We start from the raw sequence: 18,410 nt of genomic DNA on the forward strand, positions 1-18,410 counted from the left end.
CTGAACTCCTATTCTTTTGTATTAGCAAATGCTTGAGCAATTTTATAAAAAGACTCTGCATTAAGTGATGCACCACCAACCAGTGCACCGTTGATATCTGGACACGCAGCCAACTCTACTGCATTTTCAGCTTTGACACTACCGCCATATAAAATAGCCGTTTGTTGTGCTTCAACTGCAATTTGAGTTAAACCTTCACGAATTTTTGCATGCATCGCTTGAGCATCTTGTGGCGATGCGGTCTTGCCTGTTCCAATCGCCCAAATTGGCTCATAAGCAATAACAATATTGTGCCACTGCCCTGCTTTTACAACCGCAGCAAGATCACAAATTTGTTGTAAAACCACCTGTTCAGCTTGACCCGTCTCACGTTGTTCGAGGCTTTCCCCAACGCAATAAATGACAGTTAGCCCAGCATTCAGCGCATTGGTCAGTTTCGCTTTTACTTTCACAACATCATCACCAAAAATTTCACGGCGCTCAGAATGCCCAACCAATACATAATCAATCTGACTATCTTTGAGCAATTCTGCACTCACTTCACCGGTATATGCACCAGTACCTGACATTTGAGACAAGTCTTGAGCAACAACCTTAACCGGTGAATGAGCATCTTGAAGTTGTTGTTGTACCGACAATAAAGCAATAGAAATCGGCGCAACCCCCAAATGACATTGTTGTTGTGTAATTGGGTTTTGTTGTAAATACTGTTTTAAGTCTTGTATGAGCTGTTGCGAATTCGCTTGCATTGGGTTCATTTTCCAATTGCCGACAACCCAAGGAATAATAGTCGAACTCGACATACATCTAACCTTTTATCGAAAATGTGCACATTCTACACGGAATTTAGATTTTTAAAGTATTTTTTCTTTATCAATTCGCACTTCTGTTCTAAAGTCTGTCAGTGAATATATGCGCTAGAAATATAAAACGTTTCAAAGATCGTCAACAAAAGTCAAATTGGCGCAAATTATGGTTAAAATATGTTTTTAGAAGAATACGTTTAATTCTAGATATTTTTAAGGATCATCGTATAATTTTATTATTCCAATTATAAAATTAAATTTAAAGTGTTTTGGGGATGTCTATGCAAAATGGTTCACCTAAGTTTTCGGGTTATATCCGTCGCTTAGTCGATGAAGGCTTTTTATCTGCTCAGCAAATGAAAGATGCCTTAACAAGTGCTCAAAAAAGTAAAACCCATTTGGTGCCTTACCTGATTGAGAAATTAGCGATCTCACCATTGCTGATCGCTGAAATGATCTCCTCCGAGTTCGGTGAGCCTATTTTTGATCTAGACAGTTTTAACCCTGAAATGTTGCCCAAGGACATTGTGGACGCCGGTTTGATCAGTAAACATGGGGTGATTCCATTGGTGCAACGCGGTAATATCTTATATGTTGCAACCAGCGACCCCACCAATATCGAGGCACTTGATGCGATTCGTTTTAGTTGTGGTCTAAATATTGAACCAATCATCGTTGAACATCATAAATTAGAAAAAATTATAGCCAAGCATTTTACTGTAGAAGAAAGCTTTAATTTTGGCGATGAAGATTTTGATGTTGATATTATTGCAACAGATGAAAATGAACCCGCAGAGCTTGATGAAGAAACTGCTGAAGAAGAAGCGCCGATTGTTAAATATGTCAATAAACTGCTAATTGATGCCATTCGAATGGGCGCCTCAGACTTACATTTTGAACCTTATGAAAAAAGTTATCGTGTTCGCTATCGCGTAGATGGTGTACTTAGAACCATTACCAATCCCCCACTGCAATTGGCGAATCGTTTAGCATCCCGTTTAAAAGTCATGTCACAAATGGATATTTCAGAGAAACGTATTCCTCAAGATGGGCGTATTAAGCTAAAACTATCCAAAACCAAAGCTATTGATTTTCGTGTTAACTCACTGCCAACATTGTTTGGTGAAAAATTAGTTCTACGTATTCTTGATCCTTCCAGTGCCATGTTAGGGATTGATGCGTTGGGCTATGAAGAAGATCAAAAAGCTTTATTTATGGAAGCTCTAGAAAAACCACAAGGCATGTTATTGATTACAGGTCCAACAGGGTCTGGTAAAACCGTATCGTTGTATACAGGCTTAAATATCCTCAATACCGAAAGTTCCAATATTTCAACCGCAGAAGACCCTGTCGAGATTAACTTGGAGGGGATTAACCAAGTCAACGTCAATCTTAAAGCAGGATTGACCTTTTCGGTCGCACTAAAATCATTTCTTCGTCAAGATCCAGATATTATTATGGTCGGGGAGATTCGAGACCTTGAAACGGCTGAAATTGCAATCAAAGCAGCCCAAACAGGTCATATGGTGATGTCCACACTGCATACCAACAGTGCACCTGAAACCTTAACCCGTTTGCGCAATATGGGCGTGCCATCCTTCAATATTGCAACATCGGTCAATCTTGTGATTGCACAACGTCTTGCTCGGCGCTTATGCAACCACTGTAAAGCACCTATTGAAATTCCGAAACAAAGTTTGTTAGAACTGGGCTTTACTGAACAAGACTTAAACCACCCTGATTTACAGATTTTTCAGCCTGTAGGCTGTTCTGAATGTAGAGAAGGTTATAAAGGACGAGTCGGTATTTATGAGGTGATGAAAGTAACACCTGAAATTTCAAAAATTATCATGGAAGATGGCAACGCACTGCAAATTGCAGCAGCATCTGAAAAATTGGGGTTTGATAATTTGCGACGTTCGGGTTTAAAAAAGGTTATGAATGGTTTAACGTCTTTACAAGAAATTAACCGCGTAACCAGCGAATAAATATAATCAATATTTAAGGAAATTGTTATGGCAGCTAAAAAAGCGCAAATGATGCCTACCTTTGCTTATGACGGGGTTGATCGTAAAGGAATCAAGGTCAAGGGAGAATTGCCTGCACGGAATATGGCACTTGCCAAAGTTACGTTGAGAAAGCAAGGCATTACCATTAAAACCATTCGAGAAAAAAAGAAAAATATTTTTGAAGGTTTAATGAAAAAGGGAATATCAACTTTAGATATTACCATTTTTACCCGCCAACTTGCTACTATGATGAAAGCGGGTGTGCCTTTGGTACAAAGTTTTGAAATTGTTGCCGAAGGTTTAGAAAACCCTTCTATGCGAGAAGTTGTTTTAGGAATCAAAAGTGAAGTTGAAGGCGGAAATACTTTTGCTGGGGCACTAAGAAAATATCCCCGCTACTTTGATAACTTGTTTTGTTCCTTGGTGGAGTCAGGAGAGCAATCAGGTGCTTTAGAGACTATGCTAGACCGTGTCGCGATCTATAAAGAAAAAAGTGAGCTGTTAAAACAGAAAATTAAAAAGGCCATGAAGTATCCTATTACAGTTATTATTGTCGCTTTCATTGTCACCATTATCCTTATGGTCAAGGTTGTCCCAGTATTCCAGGATCTCTTTAGCTCTTTTGGTGCAGATCTTCCTGCTTTTACTCAAATGGTAGTCAGTATGTCAGACTGGACACAAAAATATTGGTTTGTTCTTTTATTAATGATAGGGATTATGATTACCGCAGTTTTAGAAGCAAAAAAACGTAGTCAAAAATTTCGAGACTTTTTAGATCGAACCGCACTCAAATTGCCAATTTTTGGTGATTTGGTCTATAAAGCGATTATTGCACGTTATAGCCGTACCTTAGCCACCACCTTTGCAGCAGGGGTTCCCCTCATTGAAGCATTAGAATCCACTGCTGGGGCAACCAACAATGTGGTCTATGAACAAGCGGTGATGAAAATCCGTGAAGATGTCTCCACAGGACAACAATTAAATTTTGCCATGCGTGTCAGTAACAAATTTCCAGCTATGGCTGTGCAAATGGTCGCGATCGGTGAAGAGTCTGGTGCACTGGATGCCATGCTCGATAAAGTCGCTACACATTTTGAAAATGAAGTGGATAATGCAGTTGATGGTTTAACCTCAATGATGGAACCTTTGATTATGGCAATCTTAGGCGTATTGGTTGGTGGTCTTGTAATTGCCATGTATCTTCCAATTTTCCAAATGGGTTCAGTTGTTGGCGGATAATAATGAATATGTTTCACGATTTTTTAAACCTTCTGATTCAATCACCGACTGCACTTTTTATTGTTGTCGGTCTAGTCAGTCTATGTGTCGGGAGTTTCCTGAATGTGGTGATTTATCGCACACCGAAGATGATGGAAAAGGAGTGGCGCCAAGAGTGGCAAGCAGAATGTCAATTGCTTGCAGGTTCTCAACAGATCGTTATTGATGAAGAAAAGCTGAGTCTGAGTCAACCAGCGTCTACCTGTCCACAATGCAAAACACCGATTCGCTGGTATCAAAATATCCCAGTGATCAGTTGGTTGGCGTTACGTGGTAAATGTGCTTCATGTCAAAACCCCATCAGTATCCGCTATCCTTTGGTTGAACTACTGACAGCAATCTGCTCCTTAACCGTTGTTGCAGTATATGGACCAACACTCCAAATGGTGTTTGGTGTATTACTGACATGGGTGCTGATTACTCTGACTTTTATTGATTTTGATACACAGTTACTACCTGATCGTTTTACCTTAACACTCGCAGCTGTGGGTTTAGGAATTAACTCATTTGAAATATATACCACAGCAAATGCTGCAATTTGGGGTTATATTATTGGTTTTCTTTGCCTATGGATTGTCTATTACCTGTTTAAAATCGTGACAGGCAAGGAAGGTATGGGTTATGGTGACTTTAAGCTTCTTGCTGCACTAGGTGCTTGGATGGGACCGTTGATGCTACCTTTGATTATCCTGCTTTCTTCGGTTGTCGGGGCAATCATTGGCATCATCCTGCTAAAAATTCGTAAGGAAAATATTCCTTTTGCTTTTGGACCTTATATCGCCATTGCGGGTTGGATTGCATTCTTATGGGGCGAACAAATCATGAAGATTTACTTAGGTCAATAATCTAAACATCGATGGGGATGACAACATGACTTTTATCTTGGGCTTAACAGGTGGCATTGGAAGTGGTAAATCCGCAGCAAGTCAATGGTTTGAGTCCCAAGGAATTGTTGTTGTAGATGCAGATATAGTGGCACGAGAAATTGTTGAAAAAGGTCAATCTGCGCTTAAAAAAATCCAAGAGGTATTTGGCGATTGGACTTTAACGGCAAATGGTGAATTGGATCGTCGCGCATTAAGAGAACATATTTTTAAAGATGCTTCGGCACGCCAACAGCTCGAGTCGATCACTCACCCCGCGATTCGAGCTTCAATCATTCAACAACTACAAGCAGCTACCAGCCCCTATGCAATTTTGGTTTCTCCACTGCTGTTTGAAACCAATCAGCACGAACTGACTCAACGTACTTTATTGATAGATGCCAGTGAAGACTTACAAATCTTACGTGCATCGCAACGTGATGGGCAATCTATTGAACAAATTGAAAAAATCATTGCAGCGCAAATGCCACGACATGAAAAGCAAAACCATGCAGATGATATTATTTTAAACGATGGTCATATTGATCATCTATATGCAAAATTAGCACCCTTACATCAATACTACCTAGAGCTTGCAACAGCTTAATTCTGCACTATCACTCAGAAAATCAATAACATGCAATTAAAAATACTCATTGATTATGTTTATTAACATCTAAACGTTGTTGCAAACTGTCTTTATGGCTAAACCAACGCCAAGGCTGTAGTGCCCCAATTCCCATACCAATCAAACCGCAGATCATTGCCAAACTTAATGGCTCATTTAACAAAGGCACAGCAATTATTGCCGCGATAAAAGGTGCCAGTGTTACGATACTGCCTGTTTTAAATGCACCAAGGCGCTTAATCGCTTCTACATAGGCTAAGGTTGCCACGATCACGACAAATACACCATGAAAAAGTGTCTGTAGCAATAAATGCGGTGTTGACGCTTGGTCCAAATGCTTTGGTAAAAATAATAGATACATCGGTACATAAACGATAGCGGACCAGATCGCCACACCAGCCATAGAATGCCATGCAGAAAGCTTCCACTGACGCAGTAATACTGTAAAAATTCCCCACCAGATTGCACTGAGAAAAAATAGCAAATCACCAAAACCAAATGCCACACCTGTTTGTTGATACATCAAGAAACTCATCACTGAGATCGCCAATAACATAATAATCAAACTGATCCATGTATGTTTGTCAAAAGGTTGGCGATAGAGCAAATAACCCGCTAAGGCAGTACATAATGGAATACAACCATTTAGAAAAATTGCGGCATGGGCTGCTGGTACAAAATGGAATGCACTATAAGAAGTTAAGCAATAAACAACACCACCAACCATAGCCAGAATAAAAGGTTGTTTTTTAAATAGAAAAGCGGTGTCTTTTTTATAAATTAAAATAGGCATCAAAATACAAAATGCCAAAGAAAAACGTAATGCGGTAATATCCCAAGGGCTGATATGCCAAAGCGCATTCAGCCTTGAGGTAATGGTAAATCCGCCCCAAATACACATGGTGATTGCCACATAAATATAGCCTTGGATACGAACAGTCATCATGATGTTTTCTCAAATACGATCAATCATCGCAATGATCGTATTAACTTGCTTGACGTTGGCGACATGCTTCGTACAATGCCATACCTGTCGCCACACTGACATTCAAACTTTGCAAATTCCCAGACATAGGAATAAATACAGTTTGATCACATTGTGATTGGGTAATTGGACGCAAACCCGTATCTTCGGCACCCATCACCACACATACAGGCGTTCCTGTAAAATCGAACTTGTGAATAGGCAAGGCATTTTCGTCTAACATGGTGCCCACCACACGAACATGATAATGCTCTTTAATATGACCGAGTGTTCGCGCCAAATTGGTCACTTGAATAAATTTCACTTTTTCAGCACCACCCGCAGCGACTTTACGCGCAGTCGGCGTCAATGTCGCTGAACGATCACGTGGTACAATCACGGCTTCAACCCCCATCGCTGCTGCTGTACGAATACATGCACCAAGGTTATGAGGGTCTGTGATGTGATCAAGTGCTAACAACAATGGTGAATCAGTGCTTTCTAAAAGTTGCTCAAGATCTTTTTCATTCAACACAGGATGTGGGCGTACTGCCGCGACCACCCCTTGATGGAAAGGTTGTCCTGCAAGTTTTTCCAAACTATCACGACTGGCTTTTTGCACGCTGATCCCAAACGGTTCCGCAAGCTGCAAGATACGTTGCAAACGCTGATCATCACGCCCTTTTAACGTAAATAAGGTTAAAACACGTTCAGGTTCCAACTCTAATAATGACTCCACTGAATGAACGCCATAATAATATTCAGACTTCGCCATGAACAACCTCATTAACAACAGGATGATAGAAATGAAAAATCCTGCAAAGCCAACTTTACAGGATTCTATTTGATGATTCAGTTTAACCGATTTAGCTAAGAAATTCTTTGCTTAATTTCAAAACACTCGCATTGTTACAGTGTTTAGCCTTCCAAATGACAAACGTAATCGAGTACATCATCTGTTTCAATTTTAAAACGGCTATTTCCAGGGACATAAAAAGATTGTCCGGCACGGAACAGCTCACTTTCTTCGCTGTCGGCAATCTTGACACGACATTCACCAGAAATAATTTCCATACGCTCTGGGACATGTGTTTCAAATGTTAAAGCTTCCTCAGTAGGAAGAATAACGCCTAAAGTCTTTTTTGTTCCGTCTTCAAATTGCACAGTGTGACTAATACATAGACCACCAAAATATACATTGGATTTTTTAACTACGGATACGTGATCGTACTGAGCTGACATGCGTATTCTCCAGATAATGCGCATTTATAAAAATTATGTTCGATGTAGTTTAATGTCGTGCTACAAACTAATCAATCGAAGATTTTATTGTGGTGGTTTCACGCCTTTACAAATTGACATGGGTAATCGTCATCAGTTCATCTCTTCACTGAAGCAAAGCCTGAAAACGCAACTCTAATACAAGCAAAGGATATGCCTATTTATAGTCTCAATTTGCGTTCGATATAAAGTGATTGAAGAATTGTGATATTTACTACTTATCCTTAACTGTTCGAGGCTCCCTCACTTCTAAGGCATTATGAATGTCATCATTGGATAGATGGATAAAGCTTAGGTTTATTTAGAAATATCACCTCAATACTCGCTTTATACATAGCCTATCGATTGTTTAAACTCAAGACATTTTATTTTCAGCTTAAATCTATTTAAAATACTTAAAAATATGCGCATTAGAATATTTTCTGACTTGTGACTAAAACAAAACTTCACTATCTTAGAACTTCACCGTTCGCAGCTTGGATGCGTTTATGCTGACACACTTAAATCTGATCAATTTTGCTTTAGCGGATAATCTTGCCATTGATATTGAAAAAGGCTTCAATGTCCTCACAGGCGAAACAGGTGCAGGTAAGTCATTATTGTTAGATGCACTATCAGCCTGCCTAGGTGAGCGTACGGACACCAATTATGTGCGTTATGGTTCAGAGAAAGCAGATATTACTGCAGTTTTTAGTTATCAACCTGAAAGTCCTGAAGCAGTATGGTTAACCACCCATGAATTAGATGATGAATCTGGTGAAATTCATTTAAGACGCGTGATTTTTGCCACAGGTCGCAGTAAAGCATGGATTAACGGGCGTCCAAGTAGCCTTGCTGAACTAAAAGAACTAGGACGTTTGTTGGTACAATTATATAGCCAGCATAGCCAACAACAACTTTTGGAACCACCTTATCCCAAACACTGGTTAGATCGTTATAGTAATTTTTACCAAGCCGCTCAAGATGTTCGTGATGCCTATAGCACATGGCAAAAAAACATTCGTATTCATCAAGCAGCTATAGATGCACAAGCTAATCGCCTGCAACGTATTGATACTTTAAAACTGCAACTCGAAGAGCTTGAGGATGTGATTCGGGTTGACTACAAAGAAATAGAACAAGAATTTGACCGTTTAAGTCACCACGAACACATCATGCAAGATTGTGGATACAGCTTAAACGTGTTGGATGAGTCAGAACAGAATATTACCCAAGAAATTTCATCTATTATTCGTCGTCTTGAATCGCATGCGGGTCGTAGTGAGCAATTGTCAGAAATCTACAACTCTTTGATTAATGCACAAAGTGAAATCGATGATGCAACAGCCAATTTACGTCAGTTTATAGATCGTCAAAGCTTTGATCCTGAGCGTATGGATGAACTCAATAAGCAACTCGAAGTCTTCCATCGTCTGGCACGCAAATATCGTATTCAGCCTGATGAGCTTAAACAGCAATATGAAACTTGGCAAAATGAATTAGAACAATTACATCAACTTGAAGACCCTGAGACATTAGCAGAGCAAGTTGAACACGCCCATCAAGCTTTTATAGAAAAAGCGCAGTATTTAGACCAAATCCGTCGCCAAGCTGCTGAACCTTTAGCCAAACAACTGACTGAACAAGTTAAACAGCTGGCACTACCTGAGGCGCATTTCGAGTTTAAATTTGAACCTTTAGAACCTGTTACTGCGGAAGGATTAAGCTTTATCCAACTGCTGTTTACAGCCAATAAAGGCATTCCTCCTCAACCGCTCGCGCGTGTTGCTTCAGGAGGTGAATTATCACGTATCGCACTTGTCATGCAAGTGATGAATGCTGAAAAAACCGAAGCTGAGGTTTTGGTTTTTGATGAAATTGATGTCGGTATAAGCGGTGGTACTGCTGAAATTGTTGGGCGTCTATTGGCTGGTTTAGGTCAACATGTACAGATTCTTTGTATTACCCATCAGGCTCAAGTGGCAGCACAATCAGACCAACATCTATTGGTGAAAAAGCTCCAAACTGACCCTGCAAGCAGTACCATTGTGGAACTTGAAGAAGAGCAACGAATTTTAGAGTTGGCACGCATGACCGGTGGTATTGAAATTGGTGAAACCACATTACAACACGCCAAACAACTCCGACAATTAAAATTCCAGCATTCGTAACAAATGCATTTATAGTCTCTATTGCTACTTCAATCATGATTTGGAGCGACCATATAAATGCTCCTCAATTGAGAAGCATTTAACTTAAAGTATGTTTTTTGATTAATTTTTCATCAAACTCATTGCAAAACCTCACTGTTTTTGTAGGCTTTTGAAATATTCACAACCTATTGATATTAATTGTGCTATTTATATAGTTATAGATTTTCTCAAAAATTAAAATATTTAACCTGAGTTCGACAAGGAGCTGCATATCGGTGACCAAACAATATCTTTCTCATCGTTGCCTAATCGCCCCTCCTGATCTTGCGGATGATTTCTTTGCGAATACCGTAATTTATATTGCCCGTCATGATGGAGATGGAGCGCAAGGGATTATTATCAATCGCCCTTCTGGCATTCAAGTCAAAGAATTGCTCAATGACTTAGACATCGCAGCAGATAATGTCCATCCACATGAAGTTTTACAAGGGGGTCCTTTACGCCCAGAAGCAGGCTTTGTTCTGCATACTGGACAACCGACTTGGCATTCTTCAATTGCAGTGGGTGAAAATCTTTGTATCACCACCAGTAAAGATATTTTAGATGCGATTGCCCATAATGAAGGTGTCGGGCGTTATCAAATTGCTTTGGGTTATGCCAGTTGGACTAAAAATCAATTGGAAGAAGAAATTGCTCGTGGAGATTGGTTGATTTGTGACTCAGATATGGATCTGGTATTTAATTTACCTTATACCGACCGTTGGGATGCAGCTTATCGTAAAATAGGCATTGATCGTACTTGGTTAGCTTCTGAGATTGGACATGCCTGATTTAAAATCACCGCAACTCATTATTGCATTTGATTTTGGTACACAAAAAATGGGCATGGCGGTGGGTTCATCTCTCATTGAAAGTGCAACACCGCTTGCACTTTTCCCGATGAAAGATGGCATCCCCAATTGGGATGAGCTGTTAAAAATCGTTAAACAACACCAACCAAATTTATTTTTGGTCGGCTTGCCGCTCAATATGGATGATTCTGAATCTGAATTATCAACCCGAGCACGTAAATTCGCACGGCGCTTACGCCATCAAACCAACATTGAAACAGTTATGGTTGATGAACGTTTGACCACCCGTGAAGCACGAGATGAACTTGAACATTATCAAGCTCAGGGTCGGGCAAAAAAATTAGCCGCTGACAGTATCGCAGCTGCATTATTTATCGAAAGCTGGTATCGAAATCCTGAAGGGATTACGCCATAATTTGAGTCATTTAAATGTCAAAGACCTTTGTAATTTATGGTGTCAGTAAGGGCTTAGGGCAAGCCCTTTTACAAACAATTCCGCAAAGACAAGATCAGGTTTTTGGCGTTTCTCGTTCAAAACCTGAATCAGATCTGCCAAATTTTCATTGGATTTGTGCTGATCTTGCTCAACCTGAACAAGCAAGAGATACTGTTAAACATCAAATCCAGCGTCAAACGGTCGACTATCTGATTTACAATGTCGGTATTTGGGAAGAAAAAGCATTTGATACAGATTATGCATTTGAACAATGTTCAGATTTAGAAATTTCCAATTTAGTTCAGACCAATATTCAATCCTGCATTTTGGCAATTCAGTCCTTACTAGAAAATTTACGCCTTTCTGCAAATGCCAAAATCATCTTAATTGGTTCCACATGGGGACTTGATAACCATTCTGGAAAAGAAGTGGTATTCTCTGCCACTAAATTTGCTTTACGAGGGATTGTACATGCTTTACGTGAAACATTACGCAAAGATCAAATTGGGATTAGCATCTTAAACTTAGGTTATTTGGCCACGGAATTTGATATCAGCACCCCCATAGATGAAGTAATTTTACAGAGTGATGCTCAACTAATCCCTTTGCAAGACGTAGTGCTTGCCATTCAATTTATATTATCAACCAGCAAAGCAAGTTGTGTAAAAGAAATCGATATGCCTGCAATGGCAGATTTGAATCTATAAAAAAAAAACCATCATCTGATGGGTTTAAAATTTAAAGTTTAATGACTGAAATTGATCATTTCTTAGCTTTTTCCAAAATATGTACTGTCACTGTACGCCCTGCAACAAATGCCAATGAATCATGCGGAACATCATCTAAAACAATTTTAACAGGAACACGCTGTGCTAAACGTACCCAACTGAACGTTGGATTCACATTCGCCAACAATCCTGAAGAAGTGGTTCGCTCACGGTCTTCAATCCCAGATGCAATACCTTGAACATGCCCTTTATATTTGATGGAATCACCCATTAACTGTACAGTTACTGGATCATTCAAATGAATTTTATTAAGCTTGGTTTCTTCAAAATAACCAACCACATACAATTGTTTTCGATCTAACAAGGCCGCAACAGCTTGACCAACTTTGACATAGTTTCCGACGCGTAAATCGAAGTTGGATAATGTTCCATCCGCAGGCGCCAATACCTCTGAACGTTGTAAATTCAGTTGAGCAAGGTGCACACTACTATTTGCAGCTTCAATCAAGGCTTTTTGTTGCTTGATACTGGCTTCTGCCTGTTGCACAGCAGCTTCAAGTTGTTGATGCTCAGCATGAGTTTGATCTCGTGTCGCAAACATTTGATCTTGCTCTTGTTTAGAAATTGCACCATCCATTAAATCCGAATATCGGCGTGCATTTTTATCAGCAAGATTAATGTTGGCTTTCGACTTCACAATATTGGCTTTTGCCTCAGCAAGTGCAGCTTCCGCTTCAGCAAGTCCAGATTGTGCTTTGGCGAGATCGGATTTGGCCTGCTCAACATCCAAAGCCTGACGAGCCACATCAATTTTAAATAACACCTGTCCCTTTTTCACCGTTTGGTTATCTTGAACCATCACCTCTGTGACTAATCCAGCAATATCGGACGATACTTGAATGACATCTCCACGAATACGACCATCTCGTGTCCATGGCTCAGCATTGTAATAATTCCAAATATGTCGTGCGCAAAGTATCGCAATAATGATTACAATAGCTAAGAATATTGGGCGTATAGCCTTACGTATATCAAACGTTTTCATTTCACAAATCCAATCATTAAACTTAAATTTTTAAAACCTGAAACTTTAAAACCAACAATCTATAGACGCTAAGTCGTGATCTGAATAAAAAACCAATGTATTGACCACAATAAAATCAAATAGGTACAGATGTTGAAGATGCCTGGCAATGCAATCCATTCTTTTTCAACCAAGCGATCTGTACCAATACAAACAATTTTCCAAATCAAAAAAGCCACCACAGCTTGGATTAAAAATATTGGGACATAAACACCATAAATATTTAGCTCACCCATATTTATGCTCCAAGTAAAGGTAAAGAAGGCTGTCGCTCAATCTGTTGAATATGACACATACTGCTTCGAATATTATTCACTGAAATTTCAATACGATGTCGAATGTCTTCATCACCAACGGCTTGCACATCATCAATCACTTGATCAAATTGTTGGATCAATTGCTGTTTTATATGATCGGTAGGTTGGCTATGCTTTTTCTCCGTCCACCACCGTTCAAGCAGATCTTGTAATTTGACAATCGATCTTGTGCTTGCTGATTCTGGAGAAAGCTTTTGCACCAGCTCTTGTAAACGGGTTAAATCAATTGCAGCACTTGACTCAATTAATGCGTTATTAATTTCTATTTTGAGTTGTTCTGACTGAATCTGCTTGGTATTTAAAACACCAATACGATCGAGAATACTTCTTAAATGAATTCTAAAGCCTGTACCATAAGGCATCGTGATACTTTCACGCATCGCTTTATAGTGTAAGGTCAACATGCGTTTTACGGTCATTTCAGGTGACATCGAACGGACCATTTGCATGACACAAACTGAAATAATCGGTCCAATCACCGTTGCAATTGAAGCATCGAAAAAGGTGACTTGATCCATCATATAGCGGTTTTGTAAATTCAATCCCATGACAGTACTCATAATCAGCGGCAAACCCAGTGCATGTAAAGGTGGATGCAAATACAACATCACACAAAACATAATGAAAGGTGCCAATACGATAGCTAATTCCCAAAAAGCGGTCACATGAGGAAAAATGCCATAAGCATAAATAAAAACCAGAAATGCAGCATAAACACTGGCACGAATAAAAATTTTTAATGCAGGTACAGGATCATCCATGAATGTCAGAATACAGGCAGTAATTGCCGCCATCTCAGCCAACATAAAGCCCATTTTCCAACCGCTTAAAATCCAGAATGTACAAGCAAGTAAGGTGGTGAGAAATGCGGAAATTCCACCTCGAACAGCAACACCGTAATCACGATGTAAACTTGGATAGGTGGTGGTTAATGGTGTAATGGATTCTGGTAAGGTGTTGTCTCCCCGTTGCATACATTGCCAAATCAATTTCACCGCACGCACATTTTGAATAAAATGACGAATATCCATTTTCAAGCTGCCCAGAATAATCTGTTGCTCAGGAGATGCATGATCAACAATGGCTTGAAAATCGGATTCAAAATGCTCAGGTAAATGTTTTAGCTGATGTTCAAGAATGACACGTTCATTATCTAAAAAGTCATCTACATTACGATGAAACTTTTGCAAATACGGACGATAGTTCAGATCAATTTGATCCAACTGTTTCATTCTTTCAGACATCGCGACCAAATTTGCCACCAACATCGTCACTTGATGCAATAGTTCCTGTAATGGCTTGGTCATCCCTTTAAATTTAGATGTTTCATAACTTAAATGCACCGCCATGGTATGAATATCAGTGGTGTCACGTGTAATATTTGCCAAGAGCTGAGTATAATTTTCAGAATGTTGAGCATCTGACAAAATAGAGTCAAATGCCTGTTTGGTGTCTTGCATGGTTTTAGATACACGCATTTGAATAACAGGTCCAATATGCATGGGAAATATCGTTGCTGAGACAACTGCACTACACACAACACCCAAGGAGATTTCTAAAAATCGCCCCACTGCCATATCAAAAATTGAAACGGTATCGATGTAAAAAATTGAGTTAAAACAGATAATAACTGCGGTATATCCTGCCAACATCACCACATAACTGCGTGGTGAGCGATCAATTAAAGACAAATAAAGACACAACCCTACCCAAGCTGCCAAGACAAAAGTAAATAACCACGGCGTATTGACCAAATGAGGCATCACGGCAATTGCAAAAATCGCCCCAAACAAGGTCCCTAAAATCCGATAAATACTTTTAGATGCCAGCATTCCTGAATACGGATTGGCAATCACAAAAACTGTACCAATCGCCCAAATGGGATAACTGAGGTTGAGTTCAAACGCAATATATAACGCCAACATGCCAGCAATAAATGTTTTAGTCGCAAAAATCCAATCCAGTTTATTGGGTCTAAAAGCCAATAGTGGTTTGATTAATAACATGTTTGCGGCTCACGATGATTGAATAATGTTGGTTTTTGAGCTGTACGATTTATCTTTTGTTTTATTCACGACCAAAAAAACGCACTGCTTAAAGAAATAAACAGTGTGATGAATAAAAACTGAATAGAGGAACAAATTTAGGATTTTGCTCAGTACAACCATTGAGTAGAGAAAGACTCAATTGACAATGAAAATTTATGCTCAAAATTTAAACTATTTTTCAATAGATAAATTTCGTCATTGGATATTCATGTAGACAATTTTTTCAAAAAACATCAAATAAGTCAATAAAAATATCTTATTTTGATAATAAACTACAATATAGTTTAAATCATTGCTTAAATGTAGTGCATTTTCTCAAAATTAGCACTAAAGTAATAAATCTAGAATCATTTGCAATTACATTGCAAATTCGGCTGTTTTTTCTTGAACAATTTGTTATAAAGTAACATTAATTTTTTATTTTTTTGATTCTCACTTATTGAGTAGGTCATCAATGGCACTTTCAAGTTTTGGCAAAATTCTCACCGTCTTAGATTTATTTTCGGTGTCTCGCCCAGTAATTAATGTCGATGTGATTTGTGAAGAGCTTGGTCTATCGAAACCGACCAGCTATCGTTATTTGAAAGAATTAGTGTCGGCTGATATTTTGCAACGTTTAAATGGAACCTCAGGTGACTATACACTGGGTCCTAAAATTGCAGTCATGGATTATATTTCTAGAACGACAGATCCATTGGTGCGTATCAGTAAGCCATTTATGCAGGAAATCTCAGAACGTACAGAACTGTGTTGCCTGTTGACACATTTAAATGATGACTACTGTATCGATGTTCATCATGAGGTTTATCGTGATGAAACGTTATTATCTTATGGGCGTGGTTGTCCTCGTCCAGTATTTATGGGTTCATCACCCAAAGTGATCATTGCCCATTTACCTAAGCAAAAAATTCATGACTATTACAATCGTTTTGCGACCCAACTGGCAGAGGTCAATTTTGCTGAAAATGCTGAAACCTTTATCAATAAAATGAAAAAAATCAAAAAACAAGGCTTCTATTTTTCGCAAGGTGAATTAGATCCTAATGTTTCAGGTCTGTCTATTCCCGTTAAATTCTCAAGCAAAGAAGCACCTTTAGCGCTTACTGTACTTGCCTCTAAAAATCGTTTTGAATACGTCAATACTCAAAAACTGATTGAAACCTTACAAGATTCAGCCACTCAAATCGAAAAACGTTACCAGGCTCTTTCTGCCAATGATCAGCTTTCTGCCTTTCATCCACAAGAAGGGATAAATTGATAATTTAACATTTTGTAATGTTTTTCTCTCTTGATAATGTTTTTACATTCTCATAATATGATTATGTTCTTCAGTAATCCATGATATTTTGGCATTGTTTTTTAGAAGACAATGCCTCCTCAGAGTAAGAAAGCCTATGCCCTTAAACATAGGCTTTTTTTATGCGTACTGGTTTATTTATGATTAGACCACTTGTATTAAAAATTTGATTTACCCTGATGACCTAAAAAAAATAATTCAGGTGATTGGCGAATCATGCTTTTTTAGAAATAATCCAAATATCAAACAATAAAATCATCATTATTTTTCAAGGACTGCTATGAATATTCTTATCGTTCACGCTCACCCTGAACCACTTTCGTTTACAACAGCACTAAAAGATCATGCTGTTGATACACTACATAATTTAGGACATCATGTAGAAGTTTCAGACTTATACGCAATGAACTTTAATCCCGTTGCATCTCAAGCAGACTTTGATAGTCGAAGCAACCAAGAATATTTGAATTATGCTTTAGAACAACGTCACGCATCGAAAACCCATGATCTTGCACAAGACATTCAAATTGAAATTGAAAAAGTGCAAAAAGCAGATTTATTAATTTTCAGTTTCCCCATGTATTGGACTTCTGTACCTGCCATTTTAAAAGGATGGATTGATCGAGTCTTTGTTTCAGGTATTTTTTACGGTGGTAAACGTTTTTATAATCGTGGTGGTATGTTAGGCAAAAAAGCAATGCTCAGTTTTACCCTCGGTGGTCGTGACCATATGTTTGGGCAAAACGCAATTCATGGCGCTATAGACGATTTATTGCTTCCTATTCAGCGTGGCACATTGGCTTATGTTGGATTTGAGGTGCTACCTCCATTTATTGCCTATCATGTGCCCTATATTACCAATGAAGCTCGCCAGCAATTATTACAACAATATCAGCAACATTTGCAGAATTTAGAACAGTTACAAGCTTTAGAATTTCCAAAACTAGAACAGTTTGATGACAAACTTTATCCACTTTAACAAGTATTCGTTGAGATAAAAAAACCATTATTTCGTAAATATCTTTACTGCGATTCAGTTGGATAAAAATAGCGAAAAGTCAAATTTACCCGTGGCTCCACCACACGTGTAGATTTGGCGAGCATATGTTTCCAATAACGTTGTGTCCTTCCTTGCATCACGATCAACTGTCCACTTTGTAAGCTTAAATCTACCTTTTCAGCTTTCCATTTGTGTTTGAAACTAAACTTTCGTGTTGCACCAAAACTCAGTGAGGCAATCACCACATTTCTTTCTGGCGACTCCAAAGAAGGTTCATCATCACTGTGCCAACCTACGCCTTGTGTGCCATTTTCATATAAATTGGCAAGACATGAATTATAAGTATACCCAGTCAATTGCTCGATATGTTGCTTTAGTCGGAATAAGGCAGGATTCCAAACATGTGCCTGTTTTGCCATGCCTGAATAATGATATTGATAATGATCATCGCCATACCACACCACTTTACGCTCAGTTTGATAATATTGCCCATGCAAATACACTTCATCGTGCTGCCAAGCCAAATGTTTTAAGAAATAAACTAAATATTTTTGACTCTGTGCATGGTCTAAGATCAAGCCAAAATCCTTCACTTCCCCATCACAAGGCAGTAAATTATCTTTCGCTTCAGGTTCAAAAAGTTCTAAATTCATCACCAAACAATCTTACTTATGTCTACTTAAAGTTT

The 18,410-nt window shown here is 38.8% G+C and carries 18 protein-coding genes; 10 read left to right on the top strand and 8 right to left on the bottom strand.

Annotation, left to right across the window (positions count from 1 at the left end; all coding sequences use genetic code 11):
• Window positions 1-8: 8 nt before the first annotated feature.
• The gene (gene tpiA, locus AC1Z3T_RS07075; RefSeq protein ID WP_100886084.1) at window positions 9-803 is read right to left on the bottom strand and encodes a triose-phosphate isomerase; all 795 of its coding nucleotides are present in this window, start codon (window positions 801-803) and stop codon (window positions 9-11) included.
• A 278-nt stretch (window positions 804-1,081) separates the two neighbouring features.
• Here tpiA and pilB point away from each other — a divergent pair, with 278 nt between their 5' ends.
• From pilB to coaE, 4 genes are read left to right on the top strand one after another with little or no spacing between them, the layout of a single operon-like run.
• The gene (gene pilB, locus AC1Z3T_RS07080; RefSeq protein WP_100886085.1) at window positions 1,082-2,794 is read left to right on the top strand and encodes a type IV-A pilus assembly ATPase PilB; all 1,713 of its coding nucleotides are present in this window, start codon (window positions 1,082-1,084) and stop codon (window positions 2,792-2,794) included.
• Between the two features lie 27 nt (window positions 2,795-2,821).
• Window positions 2,822-4,054 (top strand): type II secretion system F family protein, encoded by a 1,233-nt coding sequence (locus tag AC1Z3T_RS07085; protein WP_100886086.1) that lies wholly within the window; start codon window positions 2,822-2,824, stop codon window positions 4,052-4,054.
• 2 nt (window positions 4,055-4,056) lie between these two features.
• A complete protein-coding gene (locus tag AC1Z3T_RS07090; RefSeq protein WP_171266140.1) occupies window positions 4,057-4,938 on the top strand; it encodes a prepilin peptidase in 882 nt (293 codons plus the stop codon).
• A 25-nt stretch (window positions 4,939-4,963) separates the two neighbouring features.
• A complete protein-coding gene (coaE, locus tag AC1Z3T_RS07095; protein WP_100886087.1) occupies window positions 4,964-5,563 on the top strand; it encodes a dephospho-CoA kinase in 600 nt (199 codons plus the stop codon).
• Between the two features lie 46 nt (window positions 5,564-5,609).
• Here coaE and AC1Z3T_RS07100 read toward each other — a convergent pair whose 3' ends face one another.
• From AC1Z3T_RS07100 to ppnP, 3 genes are all read right to left on the bottom strand, one after another.
• Window positions 5,610-6,530, bottom strand: a complete 921-nt coding sequence (locus tag AC1Z3T_RS07100; protein WP_100886088.1) for a DMT family transporter — start codon at window positions 6,528-6,530, stop codon at window positions 5,610-5,612.
• 40 nt (window positions 6,531-6,570) lie between these two features.
• Window positions 6,571-7,323: a 23S rRNA (guanosine(2251)-2'-O)-methyltransferase RlmB gene (gene rlmB, locus AC1Z3T_RS07105; RefSeq protein WP_009584411.1), complete on the bottom strand. Its 753-nt coding sequence runs from the start codon at window positions 7,321-7,323 to the stop codon at window positions 6,571-6,573.
• Between the two features lie 143 nt (window positions 7,324-7,466).
• The gene (gene ppnP / locus AC1Z3T_RS07110; RefSeq protein ID WP_004718357.1) at window positions 7,467-7,790 is read right to left on the bottom strand and encodes a pyrimidine/purine nucleoside phosphorylase; all 324 of its coding nucleotides are present in this window, start codon (window positions 7,788-7,790) and stop codon (window positions 7,467-7,469) included.
• A 527-nt stretch (window positions 7,791-8,317) separates the two neighbouring features.
• Here ppnP and recN point away from each other — a divergent pair.
• The 4 genes from recN to AC1Z3T_RS07130 all read left to right on the top strand — a co-directional run bounded on the left by recN (window position 8,318) and on the right by AC1Z3T_RS07130 (window position 11,955).
• Entirely contained in the window at window positions 8,318-9,979 is a 1,662-nt protein-coding gene (recN, locus tag AC1Z3T_RS07115) for a DNA repair protein RecN (protein ID WP_042088570.1), read from the top strand.
• Between the two features lie 257 nt (window positions 9,980-10,236).
• Window positions 10,237-10,791: a YqgE/AlgH family protein gene (locus AC1Z3T_RS07120; RefSeq protein ID WP_004826354.1), complete on the top strand. Its 555-nt coding sequence runs from the start codon at window positions 10,237-10,239 to the stop codon at window positions 10,789-10,791.
• On the top strand, window positions 10,784-11,227 hold the full coding sequence (gene ruvX, locus AC1Z3T_RS07125; RefSeq protein ID WP_483396546.1) for a Holliday junction resolvase RuvX: 444 nt from the start codon (window positions 10,784-10,786) through the stop codon (window positions 11,225-11,227). The genes AC1Z3T_RS07120 and ruvX overlap by 8 nt, the downstream gene beginning before the upstream one ends.
• A gap of 14 nt (window positions 11,228-11,241) precedes the next feature.
• Entirely contained in the window at window positions 11,242-11,955 is a 714-nt protein-coding gene (locus tag AC1Z3T_RS07130; RefSeq protein ID WP_046759917.1) for an SDR family NAD(P)-dependent oxidoreductase, read from the top strand.
• A 55-nt stretch (window positions 11,956-12,010) separates the two neighbouring features.
• Here the strand turns inward: AC1Z3T_RS07130 and AC1Z3T_RS07135 are convergent, their stop codons facing one another.
• The 3 genes from AC1Z3T_RS07135 to AC1Z3T_RS07145 form a co-directional block, all read right to left on the bottom strand.
• Complete coding sequence (locus AC1Z3T_RS07135) at window positions 12,011-13,021, bottom strand: HlyD family secretion protein (protein WP_483396547.1); 1,011 nt, start codon at window positions 13,019-13,021, stop codon at window positions 12,011-12,013.
• Window positions 13,022-13,089: 68 nt separating this feature from the next.
• The gene (locus AC1Z3T_RS07140) at window positions 13,090-13,296 is read right to left on the bottom strand and encodes a DUF1656 domain-containing protein (RefSeq protein ID WP_009584428.1); all 207 of its coding nucleotides are present in this window, start codon (window positions 13,294-13,296) and stop codon (window positions 13,090-13,092) included.
• A gap of 2 nt (window positions 13,297-13,298) precedes the next feature.
• On the bottom strand, window positions 13,299-15,383 hold the full coding sequence (locus AC1Z3T_RS07145; RefSeq protein WP_100886091.1) for an FUSC family protein: 2,085 nt from the start codon (window positions 15,381-15,383) through the stop codon (window positions 13,299-13,301).
• A gap of 496 nt (window positions 15,384-15,879) precedes the next feature.
• On the opposite strand from AC1Z3T_RS07145, the gene AC1Z3T_RS07150 reads away from it, so the two are divergent.
• Window positions 15,880-16,683: an IclR family transcriptional regulator gene (locus tag AC1Z3T_RS07150; protein WP_009584423.1), complete on the top strand. Its 804-nt coding sequence runs from the start codon at window positions 15,880-15,882 to the stop codon at window positions 16,681-16,683.
• 319 nt (window positions 16,684-17,002) lie between these two features.
• Window positions 17,003-17,701 (top strand): NAD(P)H-dependent oxidoreductase, encoded by a 699-nt coding sequence (locus tag AC1Z3T_RS07155; RefSeq protein WP_009584418.1) that lies wholly within the window; start codon window positions 17,003-17,005, stop codon window positions 17,699-17,701.
• 44 nt (window positions 17,702-17,745) lie between these two features.
• Here AC1Z3T_RS07155 and AC1Z3T_RS07160 read toward each other — a convergent pair whose 3' ends face one another.
• Window positions 17,746-18,375: an alpha-ketoglutarate-dependent dioxygenase AlkB family protein gene (locus AC1Z3T_RS07160; RefSeq protein ID WP_483396548.1), complete on the bottom strand. Its 630-nt coding sequence runs from the start codon at window positions 18,373-18,375 to the stop codon at window positions 17,746-17,748.
• Between the last annotated feature and the right edge of the window lie 35 nt (window positions 18,376-18,410).

It is taken from the genome of Acinetobacter sp. B-6 (genome assembly GCF_056930735.1).

What these genes read in the sequence shown, in the direction of transcription:
- tpiA (WP_100886084.1), bottom strand. Translation starts at nt 803, where the DNA reads ATGTCGAGTTCGACTATTATTCCTTGGGTTGTCGGCAATTGGAAAATG.
- pilB (WP_100886085.1), top strand. Translation starts at nt 1,082, where the DNA reads ATGTCTATGCAAAATGGTTCACCTAAGTTTTCGGGTTATATCCGTCGC.
- AC1Z3T_RS07085 (WP_100886086.1), top strand. Translation starts at nt 2,822, where the DNA reads ATGGCAGCTAAAAAAGCGCAAATGATGCCTACCTTTGCTTATGACGGG.
- AC1Z3T_RS07090 (WP_171266140.1), top strand. Translation starts at nt 4,057, where the DNA reads ATGAATATGTTTCACGATTTTTTAAACCTTCTGATTCAATCACCGACT.
- coaE (WP_100886087.1), top strand. Translation starts at nt 4,964, where the DNA reads ATGACTTTTATCTTGGGCTTAACAGGTGGCATTGGAAGTGGTAAATCC.
- AC1Z3T_RS07100 (WP_100886088.1), bottom strand. Translation starts at nt 6,530, where the DNA reads ATGATGACTGTTCGTATCCAAGGCTATATTTATGTGGCAATCACCATG.
- rlmB (WP_009584411.1), bottom strand. Translation starts at nt 7,323, where the DNA reads ATGGCGAAGTCTGAATATTATTATGGCGTTCATTCAGTGGAGTCATTA.
- ppnP (WP_004718357.1), bottom strand. Translation starts at nt 7,790, where the DNA reads ATGTCAGCTCAGTACGATCACGTATCCGTAGTTAAAAAATCCAATGTA.
- recN (WP_042088570.1), top strand. Translation starts at nt 8,318, where the DNA reads ATGCTGACACACTTAAATCTGATCAATTTTGCTTTAGCGGATAATCTT.
- ruvX (WP_483396546.1), top strand. Translation starts at nt 10,784, where the DNA reads ATGCCTGATTTAAAATCACCGCAACTCATTATTGCATTTGATTTTGGT.
- AC1Z3T_RS07130 (WP_046759917.1), top strand. Translation starts at nt 11,242, where the DNA reads ATGTCAAAGACCTTTGTAATTTATGGTGTCAGTAAGGGCTTAGGGCAA.
- AC1Z3T_RS07135 (WP_483396547.1), bottom strand. Translation starts at nt 13,021, where the DNA reads ATGAAAACGTTTGATATACGTAAGGCTATACGCCCAATATTCTTAGCT.
- AC1Z3T_RS07140 (WP_009584428.1), bottom strand. Translation starts at nt 13,296, where the DNA reads ATGGGTGAGCTAAATATTTATGGTGTTTATGTCCCAATATTTTTAATC.
- AC1Z3T_RS07145 (WP_100886091.1), bottom strand. Translation starts at nt 15,383, where the DNA reads ATGTTATTAATCAAACCACTATTGGCTTTTAGACCCAATAAACTGGAT.
- AC1Z3T_RS07150 (WP_009584423.1), top strand. Translation starts at nt 15,880, where the DNA reads ATGGCACTTTCAAGTTTTGGCAAAATTCTCACCGTCTTAGATTTATTT.
- AC1Z3T_RS07155 (WP_009584418.1), top strand. Translation starts at nt 17,003, where the DNA reads ATGAATATTCTTATCGTTCACGCTCACCCTGAACCACTTTCGTTTACA.
- AC1Z3T_RS07160 (WP_483396548.1), bottom strand. Translation starts at nt 18,375, where the DNA reads ATGAATTTAGAACTTTTTGAACCTGAAGCGAAAGATAATTTACTGCCT.